The sequence below is a fragment of the Arthrobacter woluwensis genome (assembly GCF_030816155.1).
Classification (GTDB): domain Bacteria; phylum Actinomycetota; class Actinomycetes; order Actinomycetales; family Micrococcaceae; genus Arthrobacter_E; species Arthrobacter_E woluwensis_A.
The window spans coordinates 2,609,081-2,630,254 of record NZ_JAUSXR010000001.1 but is presented as its reverse complement, the minus strand read 5'-3'; the positions used below and the strand labels follow the sequence as shown (position 1 = coordinate 2,630,254).

21 protein-coding genes are annotated in these 21,174 nt (G+C 68.4%); 6 read left to right on the top strand and 15 right to left on the bottom strand.

All coding sequences use genetic code 11. The features are described from left to right. Nucleotides 1–444, top strand: coding sequence for a MaoC family dehydratase (locus tag QFZ52_RS12015; RefSeq protein WP_307497821.1), 444 nt, complete (start codon nucleotides 1–3; stop codon nucleotides 442–444). Then, a complete protein-coding gene (locus tag QFZ52_RS12010) occupies nucleotides 441–1,505 on the top strand; it encodes a UDP-N-acetylmuramate dehydrogenase (RefSeq protein ID WP_307497820.1) in 1,065 nt (354 codons plus the stop codon). The genes QFZ52_RS12015 and QFZ52_RS12010 overlap by 4 nt, the downstream gene beginning before the upstream one ends. 98 nt (nucleotides 1,506–1,603) lie before the next feature. Here the strand turns inward: QFZ52_RS12010 and QFZ52_RS12005 are convergent, their stop codons facing one another. Further along, complete coding sequence (locus tag QFZ52_RS12005) at nucleotides 1,604–2,080, bottom strand: hypothetical protein (RefSeq protein ID WP_278267117.1); 477 nt, start codon at nucleotides 2,078–2,080, stop codon at nucleotides 1,604–1,606. A 65-nt stretch (nucleotides 2,081–2,145) separates the two neighbouring features. Here QFZ52_RS12005 and QFZ52_RS12000 point away from each other — a divergent pair, with 65 nt between their 5' ends. Continuing rightward, nucleotides 2,146–3,285, top strand: a complete 1,140-nt coding sequence (locus tag QFZ52_RS12000) for a winged helix DNA-binding domain-containing protein (RefSeq protein ID WP_307497818.1) — start codon at nucleotides 2,146–2,148, stop codon at nucleotides 3,283–3,285. 50 nt (nucleotides 3,286–3,335) lie between these two features. On the opposite strand, the gene QFZ52_RS11995 is transcribed toward QFZ52_RS12000, so the two are convergent. The 14 genes from QFZ52_RS11995 to QFZ52_RS11930 form a co-directional block, all read right to left on the bottom strand. Then, nucleotides 3,336–4,481 carry an aminotransferase class V-fold PLP-dependent enzyme gene (locus QFZ52_RS11995; RefSeq protein WP_307497817.1) on the bottom strand — a complete coding sequence of 382 codons (1,146 nt, stop codon included), beginning with the start codon at nucleotides 4,479–4,481 and terminating at the stop codon, nucleotides 3,336–3,338. A 187-nt stretch (nucleotides 4,482–4,668) separates the two neighbouring features. After that, a complete protein-coding gene (gene asd, locus QFZ52_RS11990; protein ID WP_307497816.1) occupies nucleotides 4,669–5,799 on the bottom strand; it encodes an aspartate-semialdehyde dehydrogenase in 1,131 nt (376 codons plus the stop codon). 1,094 nt (nucleotides 5,800–6,893) lie between these two features. Beyond that, the gene (locus tag QFZ52_RS11985; RefSeq protein WP_307497815.1) at nucleotides 6,894–7,523 is read right to left on the bottom strand and encodes a hypothetical protein; all 630 of its coding nucleotides are present in this window, start codon (nucleotides 7,521–7,523) and stop codon (nucleotides 6,894–6,896) included. 57 nt (nucleotides 7,524–7,580) lie between these two features. Beyond that, nucleotides 7,581–8,168 (bottom strand): hypothetical protein, encoded by a 588-nt coding sequence (locus tag QFZ52_RS11980; protein ID WP_307497814.1) that lies wholly within the window; start codon nucleotides 8,166–8,168, stop codon nucleotides 7,581–7,583. A 518-nt stretch (nucleotides 8,169–8,686) separates the two neighbouring features. Further along, nucleotides 8,687–8,917, bottom strand: a complete 231-nt coding sequence (locus QFZ52_RS11975) for an NF038396 family protein (protein WP_307497812.1) — start codon at nucleotides 8,915–8,917, stop codon at nucleotides 8,687–8,689. 37 nt (nucleotides 8,918–8,954) lie between these two features. Beyond that, nucleotides 8,955–9,530 (bottom strand): dihydrofolate reductase, encoded by a 576-nt coding sequence (locus QFZ52_RS11970; protein ID WP_307497811.1) that lies wholly within the window; start codon nucleotides 9,528–9,530, stop codon nucleotides 8,955–8,957. Beyond that, nucleotides 9,527–10,330, bottom strand: a complete 804-nt coding sequence (locus tag QFZ52_RS11965) for a thymidylate synthase (RefSeq protein WP_307497810.1) — start codon at nucleotides 10,328–10,330, stop codon at nucleotides 9,527–9,529. Before QFZ52_RS11965 ends, QFZ52_RS11970 begins: the two co-directional genes overlap by 4 nt. A gap of 4 nt (nucleotides 10,331–10,334) precedes the next feature. Next, entirely contained in the window at nucleotides 10,335–10,763 is a 429-nt protein-coding gene (locus QFZ52_RS11960; RefSeq protein WP_307497809.1) for a GntR family transcriptional regulator, read from the bottom strand. Next, nucleotides 10,760–12,397: a hypothetical protein gene (locus tag QFZ52_RS11955; protein ID WP_307497808.1), complete on the bottom strand. Its 1,638-nt coding sequence runs from the start codon at nucleotides 12,395–12,397 to the stop codon at nucleotides 10,760–10,762. The genes QFZ52_RS11960 and QFZ52_RS11955 overlap by 4 nt, the downstream gene beginning before the upstream one ends. Nucleotides 12,398–12,549: 152 nt before the next feature. Beyond that, the gene (locus tag QFZ52_RS11950; RefSeq protein WP_307497806.1) at nucleotides 12,550–13,170 is read right to left on the bottom strand and encodes a hypothetical protein; all 621 of its coding nucleotides are present in this window, start codon (nucleotides 13,168–13,170) and stop codon (nucleotides 12,550–12,552) included. Between the two features lie 11 nt (nucleotides 13,171–13,181). Next, nucleotides 13,182–14,159, bottom strand: coding sequence for an NUDIX hydrolase (locus QFZ52_RS11945; protein ID WP_307497805.1), 978 nt, complete (start codon nucleotides 14,157–14,159; stop codon nucleotides 13,182–13,184). Further along, a complete protein-coding gene (locus tag QFZ52_RS11940) occupies nucleotides 14,159–16,402 on the bottom strand; it encodes an RNA degradosome polyphosphate kinase (RefSeq protein WP_307497804.1) in 2,244 nt (747 codons plus the stop codon). Before QFZ52_RS11940 ends, QFZ52_RS11945 begins: the two co-directional genes overlap by 1 nt. 54 nt (nucleotides 16,403–16,456) lie before the next feature. Further along, nucleotides 16,457–17,443, bottom strand: coding sequence for a mycothiol synthase (gene mshD, locus QFZ52_RS11935; RefSeq protein ID WP_307497802.1), 987 nt, complete (start codon nucleotides 17,441–17,443; stop codon nucleotides 16,457–16,459). Nucleotides 17,444–17,485: 42 nt separating this feature from the next. Further along, nucleotides 17,486–18,184, bottom strand: coding sequence for a winged helix-turn-helix transcriptional regulator (locus QFZ52_RS11930; protein WP_066211624.1), 699 nt, complete (start codon nucleotides 18,182–18,184; stop codon nucleotides 17,486–17,488). Nucleotides 18,185–18,343: 159 nt separating this feature from the next. Between QFZ52_RS11930 and QFZ52_RS11925 the strand changes: the two genes are divergently transcribed. The 3 genes from QFZ52_RS11925 (at nucleotide 18,344) to ygfZ (ending at nucleotide 21,128) form a co-directional block, all read left to right on the top strand. Beyond that, nucleotides 18,344–19,189: a permease gene (locus QFZ52_RS11925; protein WP_307497801.1), complete on the top strand. Its 846-nt coding sequence runs from the start codon at nucleotides 18,344–18,346 to the stop codon at nucleotides 19,187–19,189. A gap of 133 nt (nucleotides 19,190–19,322) precedes the next feature. Next, on the top strand, nucleotides 19,323–19,949 hold the full coding sequence (locus QFZ52_RS11920; RefSeq protein WP_307497799.1) for an FABP family protein: 627 nt from the start codon (nucleotides 19,323–19,325) through the stop codon (nucleotides 19,947–19,949). 63 nt (nucleotides 19,950–20,012) lie between these two features. After that, the gene (gene ygfZ / locus QFZ52_RS11915; RefSeq protein WP_307497798.1) at nucleotides 20,013–21,128 is read left to right on the top strand and encodes a CAF17-like 4Fe-4S cluster assembly/insertion protein YgfZ; all 1,116 of its coding nucleotides are present in this window, start codon (nucleotides 20,013–20,015) and stop codon (nucleotides 21,126–21,128) included. Nucleotides 21,129–21,174 lie beyond the last annotated feature (46 nt).

The following is a 21,174-nucleotide window of genomic DNA, read 5'->3' as shown; positions in this document are numbered from 1 at the left end:
TTGAATCGACCTGCACTGAATGAGCTGGAAAAGGGCCAGGAGATCGGCCGTCGCGTCATCGACGTGAACCGCGTCGACCTCGTGAAGTATGCCGGGGCCTCCGGGGACTTCAACCCGATCCACTGGAACGAGGCCTTCGCCCAGGGCGTGGAGCTGCCGGGCGTGATCGCCCACGGCATGTTCACCATGGGCTCCGCGGTTCAGCTGGTCACCGACTGGGCGGGCGATCCCGGGGCCGTCGTCGACTACCAGACCCGCTTCACCAAGCCGGTCCTGGTCCAGGACACCACCGGGACTGACGAGCCCGGTGCGCAGATCGAGGTGGCCGGCATCGTCGGCGCGCTTGACGAAGAGGCCGGCACCGCCCGGATCGACCTCACCGTCACCTTCGACGGTCAGCGCGTCCTCATGAAGGCCCAGGCCGTGGTGAAGCTCTCCGCATGACACAGCCGACGCTCGCCGAACTGACGACCACCCGCGTGGGCGGCCCCGCGGGCCGTTACGTGGAGGCCGACTCCGAAGCCGCGATCATCGACGCAGTCCGCAGCGCCGACGCGGCGGGCGAGGATCTCCTGATCCTCGGCGGGGGATCGAACCTCCTGGTGTCCGACGACGGGTACCCCGGCACGGTCCTGCGCATCACGTCGCGGGGCATCCGGATCTCCTCTGAGGAGACCTGCGGCGGCGCCACCGTCACGGTCCAGGCGGGGCATCCCTGGGACGAGTTCGTGCACCACAGCGTGCTGCACGCACACTCCGGAGTCGAAGCGCTGTCCGGGATCCCCGGCAGCACGGGGGCGACCCCGGTACAGAACGTCGGCGCGTACGGTGCGGACGTCTCCCAGACCATCGCCCAGGTGCGGACCTGGGACCGCGACACGAACGCGGTCCGGACGTTCACTCTCTCCGAGCTGGAGTTCGGGTACCGGGATTCGATCCTCAAGCGGACCACGAGCAACGGGTCCCCGCGCTTCGTGGTGCTGAGCGTGACTTTCCAGTTCCCGCTGGGCCGCATGAGCGCCCCGATCCGCTACGCCGAGCTGGCGCGCACCCTGGGCGTGGAGCCGGGGGAGCGGGCCAACGCGCTGGAGGTCCGTCACGCCGTGCTCGGGCTCCGCAAGGGCAAGGGCATGGTGCTGGACCCGGACGACCACGACACGTGGTCCACGGGGTCCTTCTTCACGAACCCCGTGGTCAGCGAGGCGGAGGCGGCCCGGCTGCCGGAGGACGCTCCTCGGTACCCGGCGGGCGACGGGCTGGTGAAGCTGTCCGCGGCCTGGCTGATCGACCACGCAGGCTTCCCGAAGGGCTTCGGCCTGGCCGAAGATTCCGTGACGGATGGCCGAGCCTCGTTGTCCACCAAGCACACCCTGGCGCTCACCAACCGCGGCGGCGCCAGCGCTCAGGACCTCCTGGCCCTGGCGCGCGAGGTGCGGGGCGGCGTGGAGGCGGCGTTCGGCGTCGTGCTCCACAACGAGCCGCTGCTCATCGGCCTGGAACTCTGACCGCCCCTCCGATCGACCACCCTTCCATCGACTGCTCCTTAGCATGCTGTTTCCCGGAAAATCGGCCGGGAACGACATCGTATGGAGGGGACAGTCGATCAGGCCTCGGGTTCGTCCAGTGAGCAGGCGCGGCTGAAGAGCAGGTAGCTGAGGGCCGAGGCGCAGGCGCCCGTGAGGAAGACCTGGCTGAAGGCGAGGGTCTGCGAGGTGGGGCCACCCACCAGGAACAGGCCGATCACGGAGAACGCGATGGCCCCCGAGAGCATCATGAGCGCCCCGAAGTAGAAGCTCCGCACCATGACGGGCAGCTCGTTGCTGAGGGAGAGCTGCCAGCGCGCCGATCGGGGCTTGTCCAGGGGCTGCGAGAACACCGCGCAGGCCAGGAAGACGATCGAGAGCGCGGCGGCCGTGGAGCCGATCACCTGGATGATCTGCAGCGTGCTTGAGACCTTGAGCCCGGACGTGATCGCCACGAACAGGGCCGCGCCCATCCCGAGGAACGCCAGGAACCAGCCGGGCACGGCCAGGCACCGGCTCAGCAGGCGCATGTTCGGCCAGAGTTCTCCCAGGGTCACTCATCCACCTTATCCGGTGCGGCGTCGCCGGGGCGGTGTCGTACCCCTGTGCCTAGGATGACAGCATGGCCTCGACGCTGACTCCGCGGGACATCCCGCGCCTCCGGCTCCTCAGTCACGGGCTGCTGCCCGCGCCGGAAGGATTCCCCCGCTCCGACTTCCACTCCCCGGAGGACGTGGTCGGCTGGATGACGGCCCTGCAGGGGCAGGACTGGTACTCGGTCCCGTGGTCGATCGGCGCCCGGTGGACCGGTGGCGCGACGACGGCGGCCCAGGCGTCTGCGGCCTCAGCGGCTGCGGTGCGCCAGGCCTTCGCCGACGGCAAGATCGTGCGGTCGTGGCCCATGCGCGGCACCCTGCACACGCTGCTCCCGCAGGACCTTCCCCTGTTCCACGCTCTGACCGCCGAACGCCTCCTGAAGTCCATGGCCGCCCGGCACCGGAATCTGAGCATCGTCCCGGAGGACTGGGAGAAGGCCCGCACCGTGGTCCGAGGGACCCTGCGTGGGGGAGGCCGGGCCACCCGGGCTGAACTGTTCACGGCTCTCGAGGAGGCGGGGCAGGGCACCCGGGAGCAGCGGGGCGCCCACCTGCTCCTGGTCCTGTCCATCACGGGAACTCTCGTTCAAGGACCCGCCGACGGCAAAGAGCATCTCTTCGTGCTCCAGGACGAGTGGATCACCTCGCCACGCGAGTTGTCCGTGGAGGACGCCCTCGATGACCTGCTGGAACGTTATGTCCGCAGCCACGGCCCCGCGACCATCCGCGACTTCGCCTGGTGGACCGGCCTGCCCCTCGGCCCGTGCCGTGCGGCGCAACTTCGCCTCGGCGACCGGGCGCGCGAGTACGAAGGCGGCTGGCTGCTCAGCGTGGAGACGGCCGCGTGGCTGGACGCCAGGGATGGCGAGCCGCTGCCGGGGGCGCGATCGTTCCACGTGCTGGCCGGTTTCGACGAGTACATCCTCGGGTACACGGACCGCACTCCTGTCCTTGCCCGTGAGCACTTCGACCTGATCGTGCCCGGCGGCAACGGCATGTTCAAACGCACCACGATGAGTGGCGGCGTGACGGACGGGACCTGGTCCACGGATTCGCGCGGCGCCGTCGTCCTTGAGCCGTTCGATGGGGCCGGCGCCCGGCCGCACCGTTCGAGCTCGGCGCGGGCAGCTGCCTACCAGCGGTTCATGGGCACTCAGCGGGTGTAGGTGTTGTCCTTCCCGGTGTCCGAGCCGGGAAGCGTGACGCCGGAGCCCGGCTAGATTCCCATGCGGTCCAGGGCAGCGCGCAGCCGCTCGACCGTGCCATTGACGTCGCCGAGCTTGTCCAGCCCGAACAGCCCGACACGGAACGTGGAGAAGTCCTCCGGCTCTCCGCAGTGCAGCGGCACACCGGCCGCCACCTGAACGCCCTCCCGCCCGAAGCGGGCTCCGGACTTCAGCTCGGGGTCAGTGGTGTGCGCGACCACGACGCTTGGCGCCGCGAACTCCGAGGACGCCACCGACGGCAGCCCACGCTCCGCGAGAAGCTCCCGGACCCGCCGCCCGAGCTCTTCCTGAGCCGCCCGCAGTTGCTCATAGCCGCGGTCCCGCGTCTCGATCATCTGGGCGAGGTTCCGCACGATCGTGTCCGTCGGCATCGTGGCGTGGTACGCGGCCCGGCCCTCGCGGTAGGCCTCGGAGATGTTGAGCCAGGTCCGCAGGTCGAGGGCGAAGCTCGTCGACGAGCGGGACTCCACGAACTCCCGGGCTGTCCTGCTGAGCATGACGTAACCGACGCCGGGAGAGCCGCTCCAGCCCTTCTGAGGGGCACTGAGCAGGACGTCCACCCCGAGCGCCTGCATGTCCACGAGCAGGGCGCCGGACGCGATGCAGTCGAGCACCAGCACGCCGCCCACCTCGTGCACGGCATCGGCGAGGCCCCGGACGTACTCGTCAGGGAGGACCATGCCGGCCGCCGTCTCGACGTGCGGCGCGAACACGACGGCGGGCCGCTCGGCGCGGATGGCGGCCACGACCTCGTCGAGCGGCGCAGGGCTCCACGCCGCCTGCGCGCCCTCGCCGTCCGGGCGCGCAGTGCAGACCGTGACGCTGGAGGCGATGGAACCGGCGTCGAGGATCTGGGACCAGCGGTAGGAGAAGAGCCCGTTGCGCACCACCAGGGCATGCGCGCCCGCCGCGAAGTGCCGCGCGACCGCCTCCATGGCGTAACTTCCGCCGCCGTTGACGAGGGCGACGGCGTCCGCCGAGTACGCGGTGCGGAGGATCTCCAGCGTCTGCTGCATCGCGGTGATGAAGCGCTGGGACATGTGGTTCAGCGACCGGTCCGTGAAGACTACCGAGTACTCCAACAGGCCATCGGGATCGACATCGGGACGGGGCAGCTCAGGCGTGGGCAGGTTCATGGCTCCATGGTGGCATGACCGGCGGAGCAAGCACAGCACTGGGGCTGCCTTGTGGACGGAGTCATGCACATAGCCGAGACCCGCAGCGCCGACCGCGCGCCCGCCGTCGTCGTGCCCGGGAAACGACGGAAGGCGCGGACTCCCGCAGGAATCCGCGCCTTCCGGAGACGCCGGGAAGCCGGAGCTGTCAGAGGCGGCCGGTCGCGATGCTGACCATGCGGCGCAGCGGTTCGGCGGCGCCCCAGAGGAGCTGGTCACCCACGGTGAAGGCGCTGATGTACTCCGGGCCCATCTCCATTTTGCGGATGCGGCCGACCGGGATGTTCAGCGTGCCGGAGGCGGCGACGGGGGTGAGGTCGTTCATGGACGCCTCCTTGACGTTGGGCACGACCGTGGCCCACTCGTTGTCGGCGTCGATGATCTTCTCGATCTCCCCGACGGAGAGGTCCTCGCGGAGCTTGAGGGTGAGCGCCTGCGAGTGGGAGCGCATGGCGCCGATGCGCACGCAGAGACCGTCCATGATGATGCGGTCCGCGTCGGTGGTGCCGAGGATCTTGTTGGTCTCCACCCCGGCCTTCCACTCCTCGCGGCTCTGGCCGTTGCCGAGGTCCGAGTCGATCCAGGGGATGAGCGAGCCCGCGAGCGGAACACCGAATTGGGCGGCGTCGACGCCGTCGCGCTGGTGGGCGAGCACCTTGCGGTCGATCTCCAGGATCGCCGACGCCGGGTCCTGCAGTTCGCTGCTGACCTCGGCATTCAGGGTGCCGAACTGGTTGAGCAGCTCTCGCATGTGCCGTGCGCCGCCGCCCGAGGCCGCCTGGTACGTCATGGAGGTGCCCCACTCGACCAGGTTGTTCTTGAACAGGCCGCCCAGGCCCATGAGCATGCAGGACACGGTGCAGTTGCCGCCGATGAAGTCCTTCACCCCGGATGCCAGCCCCCGGTCGATGACGTCACGGTTGATGGGGTCCAGGACGATGATCGAGTCGTCGTTCATGCGCAGCGTGGAGGCGGCGTCGATCCACAGGCCGTCCCAGCCGCGCGAGCGCAGCGCGGTGTGGACCTGCTTCGTGTAGTCCCCGCCCTGAGCGGTGACGATGATCGGCAGCTTCGCCAGGGTGTCGATGTCGAACGCGTCTTCCAGCGTGCCGGCGCCCTCCGCGAAGGACGGGGCGGCACCACCTGCGTTGGAGGTGGAGAAGAAGACGGGGTTCAGGCTGGCAAAGTCATGCTCTTCCTGCATGCGCTGCATGAGGACGGAACCGACCATGCCACGCCACCCGACAAAACCTACGGAAGGCACGGCTGCGTTAGTCATGACCTGATTTTACGGGGAAAGACGCCCGCGTTTCCGCCGGTTACGTCACATGGGTGTTGGGAACGGCCCGGAAGCGCGCGACGGCGGGCGGCGCGGAGGGCGAGCGGGCCTCCGGGAGTCGGCCCCGGCCGCGTCGGCGCCCTTGTGGTGTTTCGGCGCCCCCATGGGGGCGCCGAAACACCACAAGGGCGCCGGAGTCACCGATTCGGTAATCCAGAGGGGCTACAAGAAGTCAGGTGTGCGAGCTCGGAGCATCGTTGTGGCCCAAACCGTCGTAACGGGTGGGCTCGTCTGACCGTTGCTGCGCTCCACGTCGGCGGGGCGGATTGAGACGGCGCCTGCGTCGGTCGCGGAGCGTCCAGATCACCGATAGGCCCGAGAGTACCAGGACAACGATTCCTGCTCCGAGGATGACTTCCATGGTTATCTATTTTCTCGTCGGAACGCAGCAGTTCGGTCACGGGCTCTGCGAATCCCCGCGATCCCGGCGAGCATCAAGAAACATGCCAGTGCGGCAAGCCACAGACCGGTCCAAAGAAGCTCGAGAGTGTCACCGCCGAGGAGAATCGTGAGAGATCGGACAAGGACGACTATTCCAAGGCCGCCGCCAATGACGAGCAGTGCTCCTCCGAGTATCAAGCCCGCCGGAGAAGGTCTACGCGCCCGAGTTGGCGGGGTACCCGGTAGGACGTGTGGCCCAACATTCATCGGTTGGTCTTGTGGTTCAGAGCGTAGCGAACTCAGGGACTTGCCTCGGGAGCGACGGAGGCGTGATGCTTGGTGCTCCTTAAGGAAGTACCCCCACGCGGTTGCCGTGACGGCCACCGTGATCAGCACGCATAGGATGAGAGACGGCTGGAAGCGGCTGCCGGGGCTAGACCCTGGTGCGACAATACTCATGACCACCGCGAATATGACGACCACCGACAGGATCGTGCAGGCGACCGCGATGATCAGCAGCCCACCCACCGAGGTCACGGGCTTGATCGGTGTGCCGAAGTCGCCCTTATAGACGCCGTACTCCTCACGGGTGAGCCCCCGGGAAAGGGCATCTTCACGGGCGCGCCGCTCCCAAGGTCCCGGGCGACGGACCATCAGAATTCCCGCGTGACGCGGATCTTCTTCAGGAACGCGACTCGATCCAGGCCTGTAGTCTCCACGGCATCCTTCGAGGGGTCGGGAACCACCGCGGTTGTCCAGCTCTCGCCATCACGGCGTATCAGAAGGTGTTTCTCCTCGGTGAGCCCGAAAGTTCGCAGCATGGCCGTGCCGCTGGGATGCTGCCGGATATGCTCCTCGAGCACGCTCAACACTGCTTCGGAGCCGTCCAGCGTAGGGTTCTGCGGGAAGATGAACCACGACATCAGCATCCGCGGCTGCATGAGCATGGAGACGTCATCGGATTCGACATGCACCACGGTGTCGTTGGTCTCTGCAGTCAGCAGTTCGATCTGCGTCCAGATAGTGGCATTGGCCAAGGCATACGCCACCGGAGCCGCAGGCACCAGGAACTCGGTGCCATCGGAGTAGCTGGCGTAATCGTGGGCCAGAAGAGAAGACGCTCCCGCCATACACAGGGCGTCATCGGATACTTCGTCCTGCATGCGGAGCACTTCAACTGAGCGCGCTGAAGACGGGGTGTCAAAGGAGCGGAGGATGTATGCGAGCTCGCTGTATCCGAATCCGCTGTAGGTGGGGGCCATTCTCTCATCGGTGGATGTCAAGGGTGCTCCTCATCGGTCATCGTACGTGGTCATGGCTTATTGCAGTCAGCAGCGCGCTCACCCGAAACCCAAGAATTTCGTCACGCTCTTGCCGGCATCCACAAGTCCCTTGCCTACAGCCTTGCCTGCGTCGGCTACAGCATCAACTGTGTGTGAGACTGCGCCGTTAACGAAGTCCTTGACTACCGGGATGTCGTACACGGCCCACGCAGCGCTGGCCACCATGCACACGGTACCTGCCGGAGGCGGCAGGAAGGAACCCACGGCGAGCGCGGTCTTTGCACCGGAGATCGCCGCGTCTCCGTATTCGCCCTTCGAGATGTTGTTGACCGTGTCATAGGCATTCAGGCCGACGCCGGCCCAGCCGAGCGCTCTGCCCAGGCCGCCCTTGCCCAGGGCCTCCAGAACCTGCCCCTTGCCTTTGAAGAACAGTTCGCTCTCCTTGAAGACCCCGGAGAATTTGTTGAGCTCAGGCACGTACTTCTGGAGGTTCTTCAGGCCAAGGATGTCGGTCGCCGAATCGAGCAGGTTGTAAGGGACGCTCCGTGCCGGCAGCTTGCCGATCAACGACGACCAGGCGGAGAAGTCCTTCGGGCTCGGCATGCCGTTCTTCCAAGCCATGTAGAGGCCCATGCTGTTCTTCACGAGATCGAAAGGCGCCTTGATCTTGCCGCGAAGGCCCCAGATATCGCGAAAATCGGATCCTTGATTCAGCCAGTCGAACGGTCCACCGCCGCCGTTGCCACCCGGCCCGCCCGCCCGGACCTCCCGGCATAGGGCCGCCGCCGGACCCGTGGGCCGCGTTCGACGCCGTCTCCTGCTCGTCGGCCTGCGTGAGCAGGAAGCGCGACTGCTTCTTGAGCGCCGACGCCGCGTTCATCAGCACCGTGCGGTGACTGCTGTTCCACTCCGACTTGAACCGGACCGCGTCCGGGCCTTGCCATGCCTGTGCGCTGTTGATGCTCTGGCCCAGCTGGCTCGACTGCTGGAGCAGATTCTCCGATGCCTTACCGAAGGTCTGCGCCAGAGTGCGCAGCTGCGCGACATCCGCGCCCCACACCGTGCTTCCCATCAGGACTCCTGTCGCCCTCTGTCATGTTCATCCACCAGCGAGAGTATCCCGGATGCCCGTCGGCGAGCGATGGGGAGCACTCCCCATCGGCTCATTCCGGCTGGGAGGCCTCCTCGGCCAGGGCGGTGCGGCGCTTCTTCACGGCCCACCAGGAGCCGAACACGAACACCTGAGTGACCACCACCAGAACGATCACTCCGGGGATCCGGTTGCCACCCAGGATCATGAAGAGGCCCAGGACGGCGGTCACGAGACCGAGCAGCGGGAAGAGCATGTACCCGAGCACGAAGAGGACGTCGGAGCGGGTCAGAAGGTGTTTCATGCGGGCCTTTTCAGAATGCGGGGATGGTGTGCGCGCCTCAGGCGCGTTCCCAGAGGGTGAAGCGGTAGCGGGTGCCGTTCGAAGAGGTCAGCCAGCGCTCGGCGCCGTCTTCTGCCGGCTCGGGTTCGACGGCGGTGCGCCGCCACGTGTCCGGCAGCTCGGGAGCGTGGGTGTCGCCGTCGGCGTCGGAGTCGATCACCGTGATGACCGCGAAGTCGGCCTCCGGCAGGGACTGCTGGTAGATCTGACCGCCGCCGATCACCCAGCGGAGCCCGTCCCCGGCCTCCGCGAAGGCCGCCTCCAGTGACGGCACGACGACGGCGCCCTCCGCCTCGGGCGTCCCCGCCCAGTCCTCGTTCCGGGTCACCACGATGTTGGTGCGGCCAGGAAGGGGACGGAACTTCGCGGGGAAGGACTCCCAGGTCCGGCGGCCCATGATCACGGGCCGGCTCGAGGTCATGGAGCTGAAGTGTTTGAGGTCCTCCGGGACGTGCCACGGCATGGTCCCGGCATTGCCGATCACGCCGTTGGCGGTCTGGGCCCAGATCATGCCGGTACCCTGGAGCCCGCCGCGGATGCGGTCCGCGAAAGCCGTGAGCCCGTCGCCGCTCATACGGCCACCGGGGCCTTGATGCCCGGGTGGTGCTGGTAGTCGACCACTTCGAAGTCCTCGAACTCGTAGTCGAAGATGCTCTCCGGGGCGCGCTTGATGTGCAGTGTCGGATACGGGAGGGCTTCGCGGCTGAGCTGGAGTTCCACCTGCTCAACGTGGTTGTCGTAGACATGGCAGTCGCCGCCGGTCCAGACGAAGTCGCCCACGTCGAGGCCGGCCTGCTGGGCGATCATGTGGGTCAGCAGGGCGTAGGACGCGATGTTGAACGGAACCCCGAGGAACATGTCCGCGGAGCGCTGGTACAGCTGGCAGGACAGTTTGCCGTCGGCCACGTAGAACTGGAAGAACGCGTGGCACGGGGGCAGCGCCATGTTCGAGATCTCCGCGACGTTCCACGCGGAGACGATGTGGCGGCGTGAGTCTGGGTTCGACTTCAGGTTCGCCACCAGTTCGGCGATCTGGTCCACGTGGTTACCTTCCGGGGTCGGCCACGAGCGCCACTGCACGCCGTAGACGGGGCCGAGTTCGCCGTCGTCGTCCGCCCATTCATCCCAGATGGTGACGCCGCGCTCCTGCAGCCAGCGCACGTTCGAGTCGCCGCGCAGGAACCAGAGGAGCTCCAGGGCGAGGGATTTGAAGTGCACACGCTTCGTAGTGATCAGCGGGAAACCCTCGGACAGGTCGAAGCGGATCTGGCGCCCGAAAACGCTCCGCGTCCCCGTGCCGGTCCGGTCCGATTTGTGGGTGCCATGATCCATGACGTCACGCAGCAGGTCCTCATAAGGCGTGGGGATGCTCATGGGTTCAGTCTAGCGGGCGAGGCGCAGGGGACGGAGGGTCCTGGCCGCTCCTGTGGATGGCGCGGCTCAGGGTCTCGGGACCGACCCCGTGACGGCGCGCGACGGCGAGCAGCTCCTCCAGCGCGGCGGCCACCGGCGCAGGAAGCACGGGAGTCTCGCCGGCCTGATGCGGCGCCCCGGACCCGCGCGGCGGCGCGACGACGGTGCTTCCCGAGCGCCGTGCCGTCCGGATCAGCCCCGCCCCCTCGAGTTCCCGGTACGCGCGCGCGACCGTCCCGGCCGCAAGGCCCAGGTCCCCGGCCAGGGCCCGGACCGTGGGGAGCCTGGCCCCGTCCGCCAGGGCGCCGTTCCGGATCATCGCCTCGAATTGCGCCCGCACCTGCTCGAACGGGGGCACGGGGGAGTCGAGGTGGATCTCGATCCGGGCGTTCATACGTGGTGGGGTTCCGGGACATGAACCGCGTCCTCCGGCTCGGGGACCGGGTCGACGGCGCTGAGTGACCAGAGCAGCACGGCCAGGAGGATCAGCACGGTGCCGGCCAGCTGGGCGAAGCCGAGGATGGCGGTGGCCACGCCGCCCTCCTCCGTCCGTCCCGTGATCTCCACGGGGAGCCTGATCTGGAAGAGCAGGAAGGCGGAGACGCAGAGCAGGATGGCGCCGCTCCACAGGGTCAGCCGCTGCCAGCGCTCCTGGGTGACGGCCTCGCGGTCCAGGCGGAGGGTGGCGGGCAGCACCGAGGTGAGGGTGCGGATGGCGATCCGGCGCCCGGTCAGCAGCGTCAGGACGATGATCAGGAGCGAGCCGAGACCGCACACGATGATGGCCGGGGTGGCGATCTCGCTGTGATCTCCCTCGGAGGACGCGACGTTCCACAGCACGCTCGCCAGCGCGACGAGGACGGTGATGCCGCAGAGGGCGGCCACGGTCAGGGTCGAGGCGCGGGGGAACGGCAAACGGACGCGCTGCGCCGCCAGGTGGGTCGGGGAAGCCAGGTGCGTCTGGGCTGCCAGGGGGTTTTGCGCCATCCGGGGATCCTGGGAGATCTTCCGCGTGCACCAGAGCACCCAGAGCACGAACAGGACCCCGGTCGACAGGACGATCACGATCGAATGCAGTCCCGCCCCGTTCAGTCCGATCGACGAGACGAGGACGAGGAGGGTGACGAGCCCGAACGGCACGGCCGGCACCACCGCGAGACGGTGCCACCGCAGCGCCGGGTCGGTGGGCCTCGGGTCGGACACCGGCCGGAAGAAGGGGATAGGCCAGCGCCACATCACGAGGAGGACCAGGACGTTGAAGGCCGACCCGGGTTCGATCCACGAGGCGGTCCCGAAGCCCGGCACCTTCATCCCGGCGAACCCTGCGCCAATCGCCCCCAGCCCGGACGCGATGGTGGCCGAGGTCCGCAGCAGCCGATTCATGGACAGGGTCCGCAGGTAGGAGTTCTCCCGGCGGGTCAGTCCCGGCAACTGGTGACGGTGGGTGATCAACAGGAGCACCGCGACCGTGCCGGCGGCGAGCACGAGCCACGCGCCGCCCAGCGAGGCCGCGACCTCGACGCCGGGGAGCCGGCCGGGATTCGGCACGGCGTAGGGGGAGGGGTCATCGCGCGGCGCCATCTCGGCGAAGCCGAGCGTCGCGAGGATCATGAGCTGGCTGATCAGGAACACCAGCGCCGTGACGGCTGTGAGCGGCTTGGGAAGGAAATCGATCAGCCGTCGGGGCTGGATGTCCGCGGTCCGCACGGACCGCCGGTCGCCCGGATAGCTCCACTGGCCGAGGGCGTGGATGCCGAGGACCAGCAGGACCGGGACGAAGAGCATCCACGGTGCGGGCGCGGGGCTGAACTGCGCCTGCTGGATCTCCCAGAACGTCGAGGCTCCGGCCAGCGAACTGGCCATCCAGCCGAGCACCCCCACGGTGAGTGAATGCCGGGCGGCGGTGGCCTGCGTCGCCCCGTGCGGGCCGGCTGACACCATCCGGCGCAGCAGCAGGAACAGGATGACGGCGCCGGCCAGGGCCATGCCGAATGGAACGTAAGGCGTCAGCTCGTACGGAATGCTCATCTCAAACCCCCAATTTTGTATCAAGTGTTTGATACAAAACGGGAGGTGTCAAGAGCATGTATCCCCCTTAATCGCCGCGAGGGAACAGCTGACGCCCTCTTCCGCGGCGGGAAGAGGCGTCAGCTGTTCCCTCGCGGGAAGGCGGGAGGAACTCAGAGCGCGGCGGCCTCGAGAAGGGCGGCCACCTCAGCGGGACCGAGCCCACCGACAGGCTCCTCTGCGCCGTCGGCGGAGATCCCGGCGAAGCGCCAGCCCTCGGCGTCGCGGGTGACGGCGTAGGAGCTGTTGCGCTCCTGGGTGCTGACGGTGACGGTCGCCTGGCTGCCCGGGTTCTCGTCGGCGTGCTGATGCAGGATGGACACGGCGGTCTGCGCGGCGGTCAGCTCCTCCGGCAGCGGGGTGGCGAACCACGTGCTCAGGATGCCGGGCTGGAACAGCATGCGCATGCCCTCGGCCTCCACCATCACCAGGCGGGTGGAGGCGTCCTCGCCCGCGCTGACCTGCAGCGTGATCCACAGCCGTCCGCCGCCCAGCACGTGCGCGACGGCGGATGCCGCGCCGCTGATGCCCAGGCCGTCACCCTCGGGCTGCACGAAGCCGCGGGCCGCAAGGCCGGACACCCCCACCTCGGAGAGGGTCGGGTCGGCGGCCCACGCCGCGGCGTCGAGTGCTTCGACGGAGCGATCGTGGCCCGGCCCTTCGAAGCTGCTCAGCAGGAAGGCCAGTTCGGCGATGCCGAAGCCGATCGGCTCGGGTGCTGCGTTTTCAGTCATCAGTCGATCCTTCAGTCGTCGAAAGGCCGGTACTGCTCCACCGCGACCACGCGGGACCGGGAGTCCTTGCCCACGTGGAGGACGAGCACCTCACCCGGGGCCAGGTACGGATCCCGGGAGGGCAGGCTCTGGGCGAGCGGCGCTTTCATGTGCCTGGAGACCTGCTCCAGGATGGTCGGGAGGGTGGGCCGGTGCACGCACACGGCGGCGGGCACACCCTTGTCGAAGACCGCCTCGATGGCGGCCGCCGTCTTCTGGGGTTTGCGCTCGTGGCTGTGCTCCGTCAGGGCGTCCACGAGCTTCACCTTCGCCTTCGTCGCCTTCACATAGGGCGCGATGGTGGAGATGCAGCGTTTCCACGGGCTGCTGACGATCCGCTCCGGACCCCACACGGCCAGGAGCCGCCGCACGGCCTGGGCCTGGCGGAGGCCCGAGGCGGCCAGGGTCCGGTCTCCCTCGCCCTTCGTCCAGGACGCGCGGGGCTTCGCTTTGGCATGGCGCACGATCACGAGGGGCCAGGTGTCCAGCGTGTCGGACTCGAAAGCCGACACCAGGGCGGCGAGCGGCGCGCGGTCGGAGGGATTGCTGAGAAGTTCCGCCGCGCGTTCCGGCGAGCACCACAGGAGGCTGTCCACTTCCTTGCCGTCCTGCTTGACCTTGGCGTTCTGGGCGTTGACGGCCCAGTAATGCACCACTTTCAGGCCGGACGCCACACGGTAGTGGATGCTCGGCAGGGGGATTCCCAGGCCGGCGGTCAGGCCGATCTCCTCGAAGATCTCCCGCGCGCCGCACTCCGGCACCGTCTCGCCGTCGTCGAGCTTCCCCTTCGGCCAGGACCAGTCGTCATAGCGCGGGCGGTGGATCAGCAGCACCTCGAGCGCGCCACGGGTGACACGCCAGGGGAGGCCGCCCGCGGCGACGACCGCGATCTTCTCGCCGGGATGTTCGGACTGGTCGGCGACCAGTGCGTCGGCACGTGCTGCGGGCATCAGCGGAGGGACCCCGTGCGCTGGCGGGCGCGGGAGGCGAGCAGCCACGACTGGATGTCCAGGAGGGGCTTGCCGTCCTCGCCGACGTGGTGGCGTTCCCACTCGCCGTCGCTGTCCAGGTGCCAGCTGGAGGTGCCCGGATCGACGTAGCGGTTCATGAGGTCCAGCAGTTCCTGGATGTCATCCTGATTGGTCAGCTGCACCAGGGCCTCGACGCGGCGGTCCAAGTTGCGGTGCATCATGTCGGCGGAGCCGATGTAGACCACGGGGTCACCGTCGTTGGCGAAGGTGAAGACCCGCGAGTGCTCCAGGAAGCGGCCCAGGATGGACCGGACCGTGATGTTCTCGCTCAGTCCGGGCACGCCGGGGCGCAGGGAGCAGATGCCGCGCACGATCACGTTGACCTCCACCCCGGCCTGGGAAGCGCGGTACAGGGAGTCGATGATCGCCTCGTCCACCATGGAGTTGACCTTGATCTGGACCTTGGCCTTCTTCCCGGCCCGGGCGTTGGCGATTTCCTGGTCGATGCGTTCGATCAGGCCGCTGCGCACGGAGCGCGGGGCCACGAGCAGACGCTTGAACGTCGACTTGGGGGCGTAGCCGGACAGCTGGTTGAACAGCTTCGACAGGTCCTCGCCCACCTGGTGGTTCGCGGTCAGCAGGCCCAGGTCTTCGTAGTACCGGGCCGTGCGGGGGTGGTAGTTGCCCGTGCCGATGTGGCAGTAGCGGCGGATGCCGTCCGACTCCTGCCGGACCACCAGGGAGAGCTTGCAGTGCGTCTTCAGGCCCACGATGCCGTACACCACGTGCACGCCGGCCTGCTCGAGCTTGCGGGCCCAGGAGATGTTGGCCTGCTCGTCGAAGCGGGCCTTGATCTCCACGAGGGCCAGGACCTGCTTGCCGGCTTCGGCCGCGTCGATCAGCGCATCCACGATCGGGGAGTCGCCACTCGTGCGGTACAGGGTCTGCTTGATGGCCTGGACCTTGGGGTCCGCCGCGGCCTGCTCCAGGAAGGCCTGCACGGAGGTGGAGAAGGAGTCGTACGGGTGGTGCAGGAGGATGTCACGACGGCGCATGGCCGCGAACACGTTCGCCGCCTTGGAGGTCTCGGACTCGTTCAGGTACCGCGAGGTGTGCGGGACCTGCTTCGGGTAGTGCAGATCGGCGCGGTCGATCCCCGCGATGACCGAGAGCCCGCGGAGATCCAGCGGCGCCGGGACCGCGACCACTTCGGATTCGTCGATGCTGAGTTCACGCACCAGGAGTTCCCGCACGGCGGGGTTGATGTCCGTGGTGACCTCGAGGCGGACCGGAGGACCGAAACGGCGGCGCAGCAGTTCCTTCTCGAGGGCCTGGAGAAGGTTCTCGGCGTCGTCCTCTTCGACCTCCACGTCCTCGTTACGGGTCACGCGGAAGGTGTGGTGCTCCACGACCTCCATGCCCGGGAAGAGCTGATCGAGGTGCACCGCGATGACCTCTTCCAGTGTGATGAAGCGCGCCACGCGGCCGGGCACGGCGCCGGCACGCGGGCCGTCGACGGCGATCAGACGCGGCAACTGGTCCGGCACCTTCACGCGGGCGAAGAGCTCCTTCTGGCTCACGGGGTTGCGCACCACCACGGCCAGGTTCAGGGACAGTCCGGAGATGTAGGGGAACGGGTGGGCCGGGTCCACGGCCAGAGGGGTCAGGATCGGGAAGACCTTCTCCGTGAACATCGTGCTGACCCGGTGCTGAGCCTCGTGGTCCAGCTCGTCCCAGTGCATGAGGTGGATGTGCTCGTAGGCGAGGGCCGGTCGGATCTGCTCGGCGAAGACCCGGGCATGGCGCTCCTGCAGGGCGGTGGCGGCCTCGCTGATCTGCTCGAGGACCTCCACGGGGCTCAGCCCGGCGGGGGACGGCACGGCCAGGCCCGTGGCGATGCGGCGCTTGAGGCCGGCCACGCGGACCATGAAGAACTCGTCCAGGTTGGACGCGAAGATGGAGAGGAAGTTGACCCGTTCCAGCAGGAACAGATCCGGGTCCTCGGCGAGTTCCAGCACGCGGGCGTTGAACTTCAGCCAGGACAGCTCGCGGTCGAGGAAACGGTCCGGGCTGATGTCGCCGTCCGGCAGGAGGCTCGGCTCCTGGAACTCCGGAAGCTCGATCCGGTCCTGCGTCGCGCGGGCGGCGTTGACCTCGGACGAACCGAAACGCTGGGAGAGCCTGCTCACGGTCCCCGTGGAACCCTTGTTGTCGCTGCTCATGCCACACTCCTTAAACCGCAGTCGATCCACCTCAACCTTACAGAACGGAAACGGTCAGGAAGCCGGGTTTTTCCGGTACATGACGTCGCTGTCCCAATGGGTGAATCCGAGGCTTTCGTAGAGCCGCACGGCCGGGGCGTTGTCCGCCTCGACGTAGAGCAGCACGGTGGCCGCTCCCCGGTCTCGGAGGTGCGTGATCCCGCGCCGCGTGAGGACCTTCCCCAGGCCCTTCCCCTGCGCTTCCGGGACGACGCCCACCACGTACACCTCGCCCTGGGGGCCGTGGCCGTCGTGGGCGGGTTCCAGCTTGGTCCAGTGATAGCCGGCGATGCGGTCCTGCCGGTCGAGGATGAGGAAGAACCCTTCGGGATCGAACCACGGCTCGGCCTGGCGTTCCTGGAGGTCCCGCAGCGTCAGGGCGCCCTGTTCGGGGTGATGCGCGAAAGCCCGCGCGTTCGCGTCGAGCCAGGCGTCCTCGTCCTGGCCGGGCACGAAGGTGCGGAGCGTGAAGCCTTCCGGGAGGGCGCCGTCGTCGACGGGGGAGACCGCGGACGGGGTGCTCAGGCGCATCCGCCACAGTTCGCGCACCCGGGTGAAGCCGAACTGCGCGGCGAGGTCCTCGGCCGCGGCGGCGTCGCCGTGGGACCAGGCCTGGATGCCGTCGAGTGTTCCGCGGCTCGCCTGCAGCTGTCCGGCCAGGCGGAGGCCGACCCCGATGTTGCGGTAGCCGGGGTGCACGGCCATCTCGAGGACGGCGTCGTCCCCGGTGGTGACGAGCACCGCGAAGCCCGCCAGGACGGCGTCGCGCGCGGACTCCTCCTCGGCGAAGGGGTCCTCCGGGGAGTAGACCAGGTACGCCTCCACCTGCTGACCGTCGTTGCCGCCGGTGCGCAGGGCGATGAGGGACTGCTCGGAGACGCTCGGGGTTCCGTCCGCCGCGGAGGACGCTTTCAGGAGCTGTGCGGTCTCGGCGAGGACTGCGGCGTCGAGCGGCGCCAGGTGACGGTGGACCGGCCAGTGGGAGGCGTTAGCGCTAGTCATGTCACCAAGGCTAGTACCGGCCGCGCGGGCGCGTCCCGGATGTCAGGCCTGGGCGTGCTGCTCGTCCTGCTCGCGGGTCATGGTGAGGCGGTAGCCCACGTTGCGGACCGTGCCGATCAGCGTCTCGTGGTCCGGGCCCAGCTTGGCGCGCAGGCGCCGGACGTGGACGTCCACGGTGCGGGTGCCGCCGTAGTAGTCGTAGCCCCACACTTCGGTGAGGAGCTGCTGACGGGTGAAGACGCGCCCGGGGTGCTGCGCGAGGTACTTGAGGAGCTCGAACTCCTTGAAGGTCAGGTTGAGCGCCTCGCCGTTGATGCGGGCGGTGTAGCTGGCCTCGTCGATCACGACGCCGGACGCGCGGATCTCCGTGTCCGCCTCCTCCTCGGCGCTGCGCCCCCGGGCCAGGGCCAGTCGGATGCGGGCCTCCACCTCGGCGGGGCCGGCGGATTCGAGGACGACGTCGTCCACGGCCCACTGGGAGGAGATCGCCGCCATGCCGCCCTCGGTGAGGATGAGCAGCAGGGGCACGGAGAGGCCCGTGGCCTTGAGAAGTTTGGTGAGGGAGCGGGACCCGACCAGGTCTTTCCGGGCATCGAGGAAGATGATGTCGCACGGATCGGTCTCCAGCAGCGCCGTCGGCTCCGCCGGGAGGATGTGCACCCGGTGATTGAGCAGTTCGAGCGCAGGCAGGATGTCCACCGACGAATCGGTGCTGTTGGTCAGTAACAAGAGTTGCGACATTGTCCCCTCCAAGGATCTGGAGCGCGTCGTCGAGCCTGATGACCCAGTATATCGAGTCGGCCCCCGCATCGAGTTATTCCCGTCACAATGTGGACGGGGCGGCGGGCTGGCGCCGTGCGGGGATGGGCGTGAAAGCTCCGGATGGGGGAGGATGGCTGTGTGAGCCCAGCCGCTGAACCTTCCAAGAACGACGACGCCGGATTCGCCCTCCTGGGCCACGGCGCCTCCCGTGCGGGTTCCGGCCGCGCCGGGGGCTTCTTCTCGACGGGGCACGGATACCGCACGGTGGGTCTGGCATCCCTCGTGGTGCTCGCCGTCCTCGGCGTCTCACCCTGGCTCGGCCCCACCACCCACGCCGTGATCTGCGCCGTCCTTGCCGTCGTCTTCGGCCTGGCCTGGCCCCACTACCTCGGCATTCCGGCGCGCAAGACCCTCGGCGGCATCATCGCCGCGGTCGGAGCGCTCTCGGTGCTCGGCGCGGCGGTCTCGCCCGGTCCGGGGTTCCTGGCCTGGGCGGCTCCGCTCATCGCGCTGGGGATCATGGCCGTCATGCTCGTGGAGCTGATCCGCGGCACGGGCCAGCCTCAGCGTCTCGAATCGACCTTCGGAGCGAGCGGCGGCGTGGTGCTGTCCGCGCTCGCGGCGGGCTGGGTGGCCAATGTGCGCCTGGGCGGCCTGCGCGAGATGCTCGTGATCGTGGTGGTGTGCGCCGCCGTCGCGGTGTGCGTGGGCCTCATCCGCTGGCCGGACAGCATCGTGGCGCCGCTCGGCATCGTGCTGGCCGTGCTCGTCGGTCCGCTGGTCGGCTGGTTCAATCCACACGTGTCCATGCTGCCCAGCGCCGCTCTCGGCCTGGCCGCGGCGGTCCTCGTGGTCAGCTTCCGCCGGCTCATCACCTTCCGGGTCCACAGCGCCTCCCTGGTGGGCGCCGTGGCGCTCGGTCTGGGACCGGTGCTCGCCCTCGGCAGCGTGGCGTATTTCCTCGGCAAGCTCCTGCTCGTTTAACCGTTAGGATGAAGTCATGTCCGTCCTTGCATTTGAAATCTTCTTCCTGGTCCTCCTCGGCGTCGCGAGCATCGCGATGGCCTGGTTCGCCGGCCTGGTGGTGTACCGCCTCTTCAAGGGCCAGAAGTAAGCCGTGCCCGTCGAGATCCCCAGTGACCTGACGCCTGAGCTGGTCCCTCTCTCCTGGTTGATCGGGGAGTGGGAAGGCCGAGGCCGTCTCGGCACGGGTGAAGAGGGCTCCGAGCACTTCGTGCAGCGCGCCACCTTCGCCCACAACGGTCTGCCGTATCTGCAGTACCGTGCCGAGAGCTGGCTCTGCGATGACGAGGGGACCATCCTGCGTCCTCTCACCGTGGAGATGGGCTTCTGGGCTCTGGAGCGCAAGCTCGTGGACGCCGACGGCGGCCCCGGCATGCTTCCGGCCGACATGGTCCCCGCGCTCAAGACGGCGGATGACGTGGAGGCGCTGCGCAACGACGACGGCGGCTTCGACATCTCCGTCTCGATCGCCCACCCCGGCGGCATCTCGGAGCTGTACTACGGTCAGATCAAGGGGCCGCAGATCCAGCTGAGCACCGACATGGTCATGCGGGGCAGCCACTCCAAGGACTACTCGGCGGCGACCCGCATCTTCGGCCTGGTGGACGGCAAGCTGCTCTGGCGCTGGGACGTCTCGCAGGGCAAGTCCTCGGGTGACTCCGCGGAGGGCAACGGCGGCCTGGAAGCCCACGCCTCGGCCATCCTCAGCAAGCTCACCTGACTCTCCCCGCCCGGGACGCCTCGGACGCGGAATAGCTCCCACCCCGGGAAGGTTGCACCCTGTATGGAGTACACAAGCCCTCTGTTGTCGCGCCCTTCAGCCGTGGCGGGAGCCGGCGTGGACAGCCCGGTCGCCGCCCACTACGGGCAGCCGCTCAAGGAACAGCGGGCCCTGGCCGCAGGCCGCGCCGTCGCGGACCTTTCGCATCTTGGCGTGGTGACGGTCAGCGGCCCCGACCGGCTCTCCTGGCTGGACACCCTGTCCTCGCAGCGCCTGAACGGCCTCGCGGAGGGCTCCTCCACGCAGCTTCTCCTCCTCGACCTGCAGGGCAGGATCGATTTCGACATCCGCCTGGTCGATGACGGCACGACAGCATGGCTCATCGTGGAGCCCGGCCTCGCCGAGCCGCTGGCCGCGTTCCTGGACCGCATGCGCTTCATGCTGCGCGTGGAGGTGCAGGACGTCAGCGCGGACTGGGCCGTGGTCGGGAGCACCGGACCGGTGCCCGCCTTCGAAGGTCTCCTGTCCTGGCAGGACCCCTGGCCCGAGGTGACGGAAGGCGGCTACTCCTACGCCGCCGTCGACGTCGAACAGCACCCGGGCCGCGACCGTCCGTGGCGCGAATGGCTCGTCCCCCAGGCGGAGCTCGCCGAGCGGACCGCAGGCCTCGAGCCGGCCGGAATGATGGCCGTCGAAGCGCTCCGGATCGCGGCGTGGCGTCCCCGGCAGGGATTCGAGACGGACAACCGCGCCATTCCCCATGAGCTGGATCTGATCCGCACGGCCGTCCACCTGTCCAAGGGCTGCTACAAAGGCCAGGAGACCATCGCCCGGGTGCACAATCTGGGGCATCCTCCGCGGCGTCTCGTGCTGCTCCAGCTCGACGGCTCGCAGCACACGCTTCCTTCGCTGGACAGCCCCGTGGTCCTGGACGGACGCACGGTGGGCCGCCTCAGCAGCGTGGCGCAGCACCACGAGATGGGGCCGATCGCCCTGGCCCTGATCAAGCGCAACGTCGATCCCACGGCCGTGCTGAGCGTCGTCGACGCGACCGGGTCGCAGGACCCCGACGGCAACCCGGTGGAGGAGACCTACGCCGCGGCGCAGGAAGTGATCGTCGCCCCCGAGGCCGGCCAGGTGGTCGGCCGCCAGAGCGGCTTCCTTCGCACTCCTCGCTGAGCCCCGGCCGCGCCGTCCGGCACAACGCCTGACGAGAGCCATCTCA

What these genes read in the sequence shown, in the direction of transcription:
- QFZ52_RS12010 (WP_307497820.1), top strand. Translation starts at nt 441, where the DNA reads ATGACACAGCCGACGCTCGCCGAACTGACGACCACCCGCGTGGGCGGC.
- QFZ52_RS12000 (WP_307497818.1), top strand. Translation starts at nt 2,146, where the DNA reads ATGGCCTCGACGCTGACTCCGCGGGACATCCCGCGCCTCCGGCTCCTC.
- QFZ52_RS11995 (WP_307497817.1), bottom strand. Translation starts at nt 4,481, where the DNA reads ATGAACCTGCCCACGCCTGAGCTGCCCCGTCCCGATGTCGATCCCGAT.
- asd (WP_307497816.1), bottom strand. Translation starts at nt 5,799, where the DNA reads ATGACTAACGCAGCCGTGCCTTCCGTAGGTTTTGTCGGGTGGCGTGGC.
- QFZ52_RS11975 (WP_307497812.1), bottom strand. Translation starts at nt 8,917, where the DNA reads ATGAAACACCTTCTGACCCGCTCCGACGTCCTCTTCGTGCTCGGGTAC.
- QFZ52_RS11970 (WP_307497811.1), bottom strand. Translation starts at nt 9,530, where the DNA reads ATGAGCGGCGACGGGCTCACGGCTTTCGCGGACCGCATCCGCGGCGGG.
- QFZ52_RS11965 (WP_307497810.1), bottom strand. Translation starts at nt 10,330, where the DNA reads ATGAGCATCCCCACGCCTTATGAGGACCTGCTGCGTGACGTCATGGAT.
- QFZ52_RS11960 (WP_307497809.1), bottom strand. Translation starts at nt 10,763, where the DNA reads ATGAACGCCCGGATCGAGATCCACCTCGACTCCCCCGTGCCCCCGTTC.
- QFZ52_RS11955 (WP_307497808.1), bottom strand. Translation starts at nt 12,397, where the DNA reads ATGAGCATTCCGTACGAGCTGACGCCTTACGTTCCATTCGGCATGGCC.
- QFZ52_RS11950 (WP_307497806.1), bottom strand. Translation starts at nt 13,170, where the DNA reads ATGACTGAAAACGCAGCACCCGAGCCGATCGGCTTCGGCATCGCCGAA.
- QFZ52_RS11945 (WP_307497805.1), bottom strand. Translation starts at nt 14,159, where the DNA reads ATGCCCGCAGCACGTGCCGACGCACTGGTCGCCGACCAGTCCGAACAT.
- QFZ52_RS11940 (WP_307497804.1), bottom strand. Translation starts at nt 16,402, where the DNA reads ATGAGCAGCGACAACAAGGGTTCCACGGGGACCGTGAGCAGGCTCTCC.
- mshD (WP_307497802.1), bottom strand. Translation starts at nt 17,443, where the DNA reads ATGACTAGCGCTAACGCCTCCCACTGGCCGGTCCACCGTCACCTGGCG.
- QFZ52_RS11930 (WP_066211624.1), bottom strand. Translation starts at nt 18,184, where the DNA reads ATGTCGCAACTCTTGTTACTGACCAACAGCACCGATTCGTCGGTGGAC.
- ygfZ (WP_307497798.1), top strand. Translation starts at nt 20,013, where the DNA reads ATGGAGTACACAAGCCCTCTGTTGTCGCGCCCTTCAGCCGTGGCGGGA.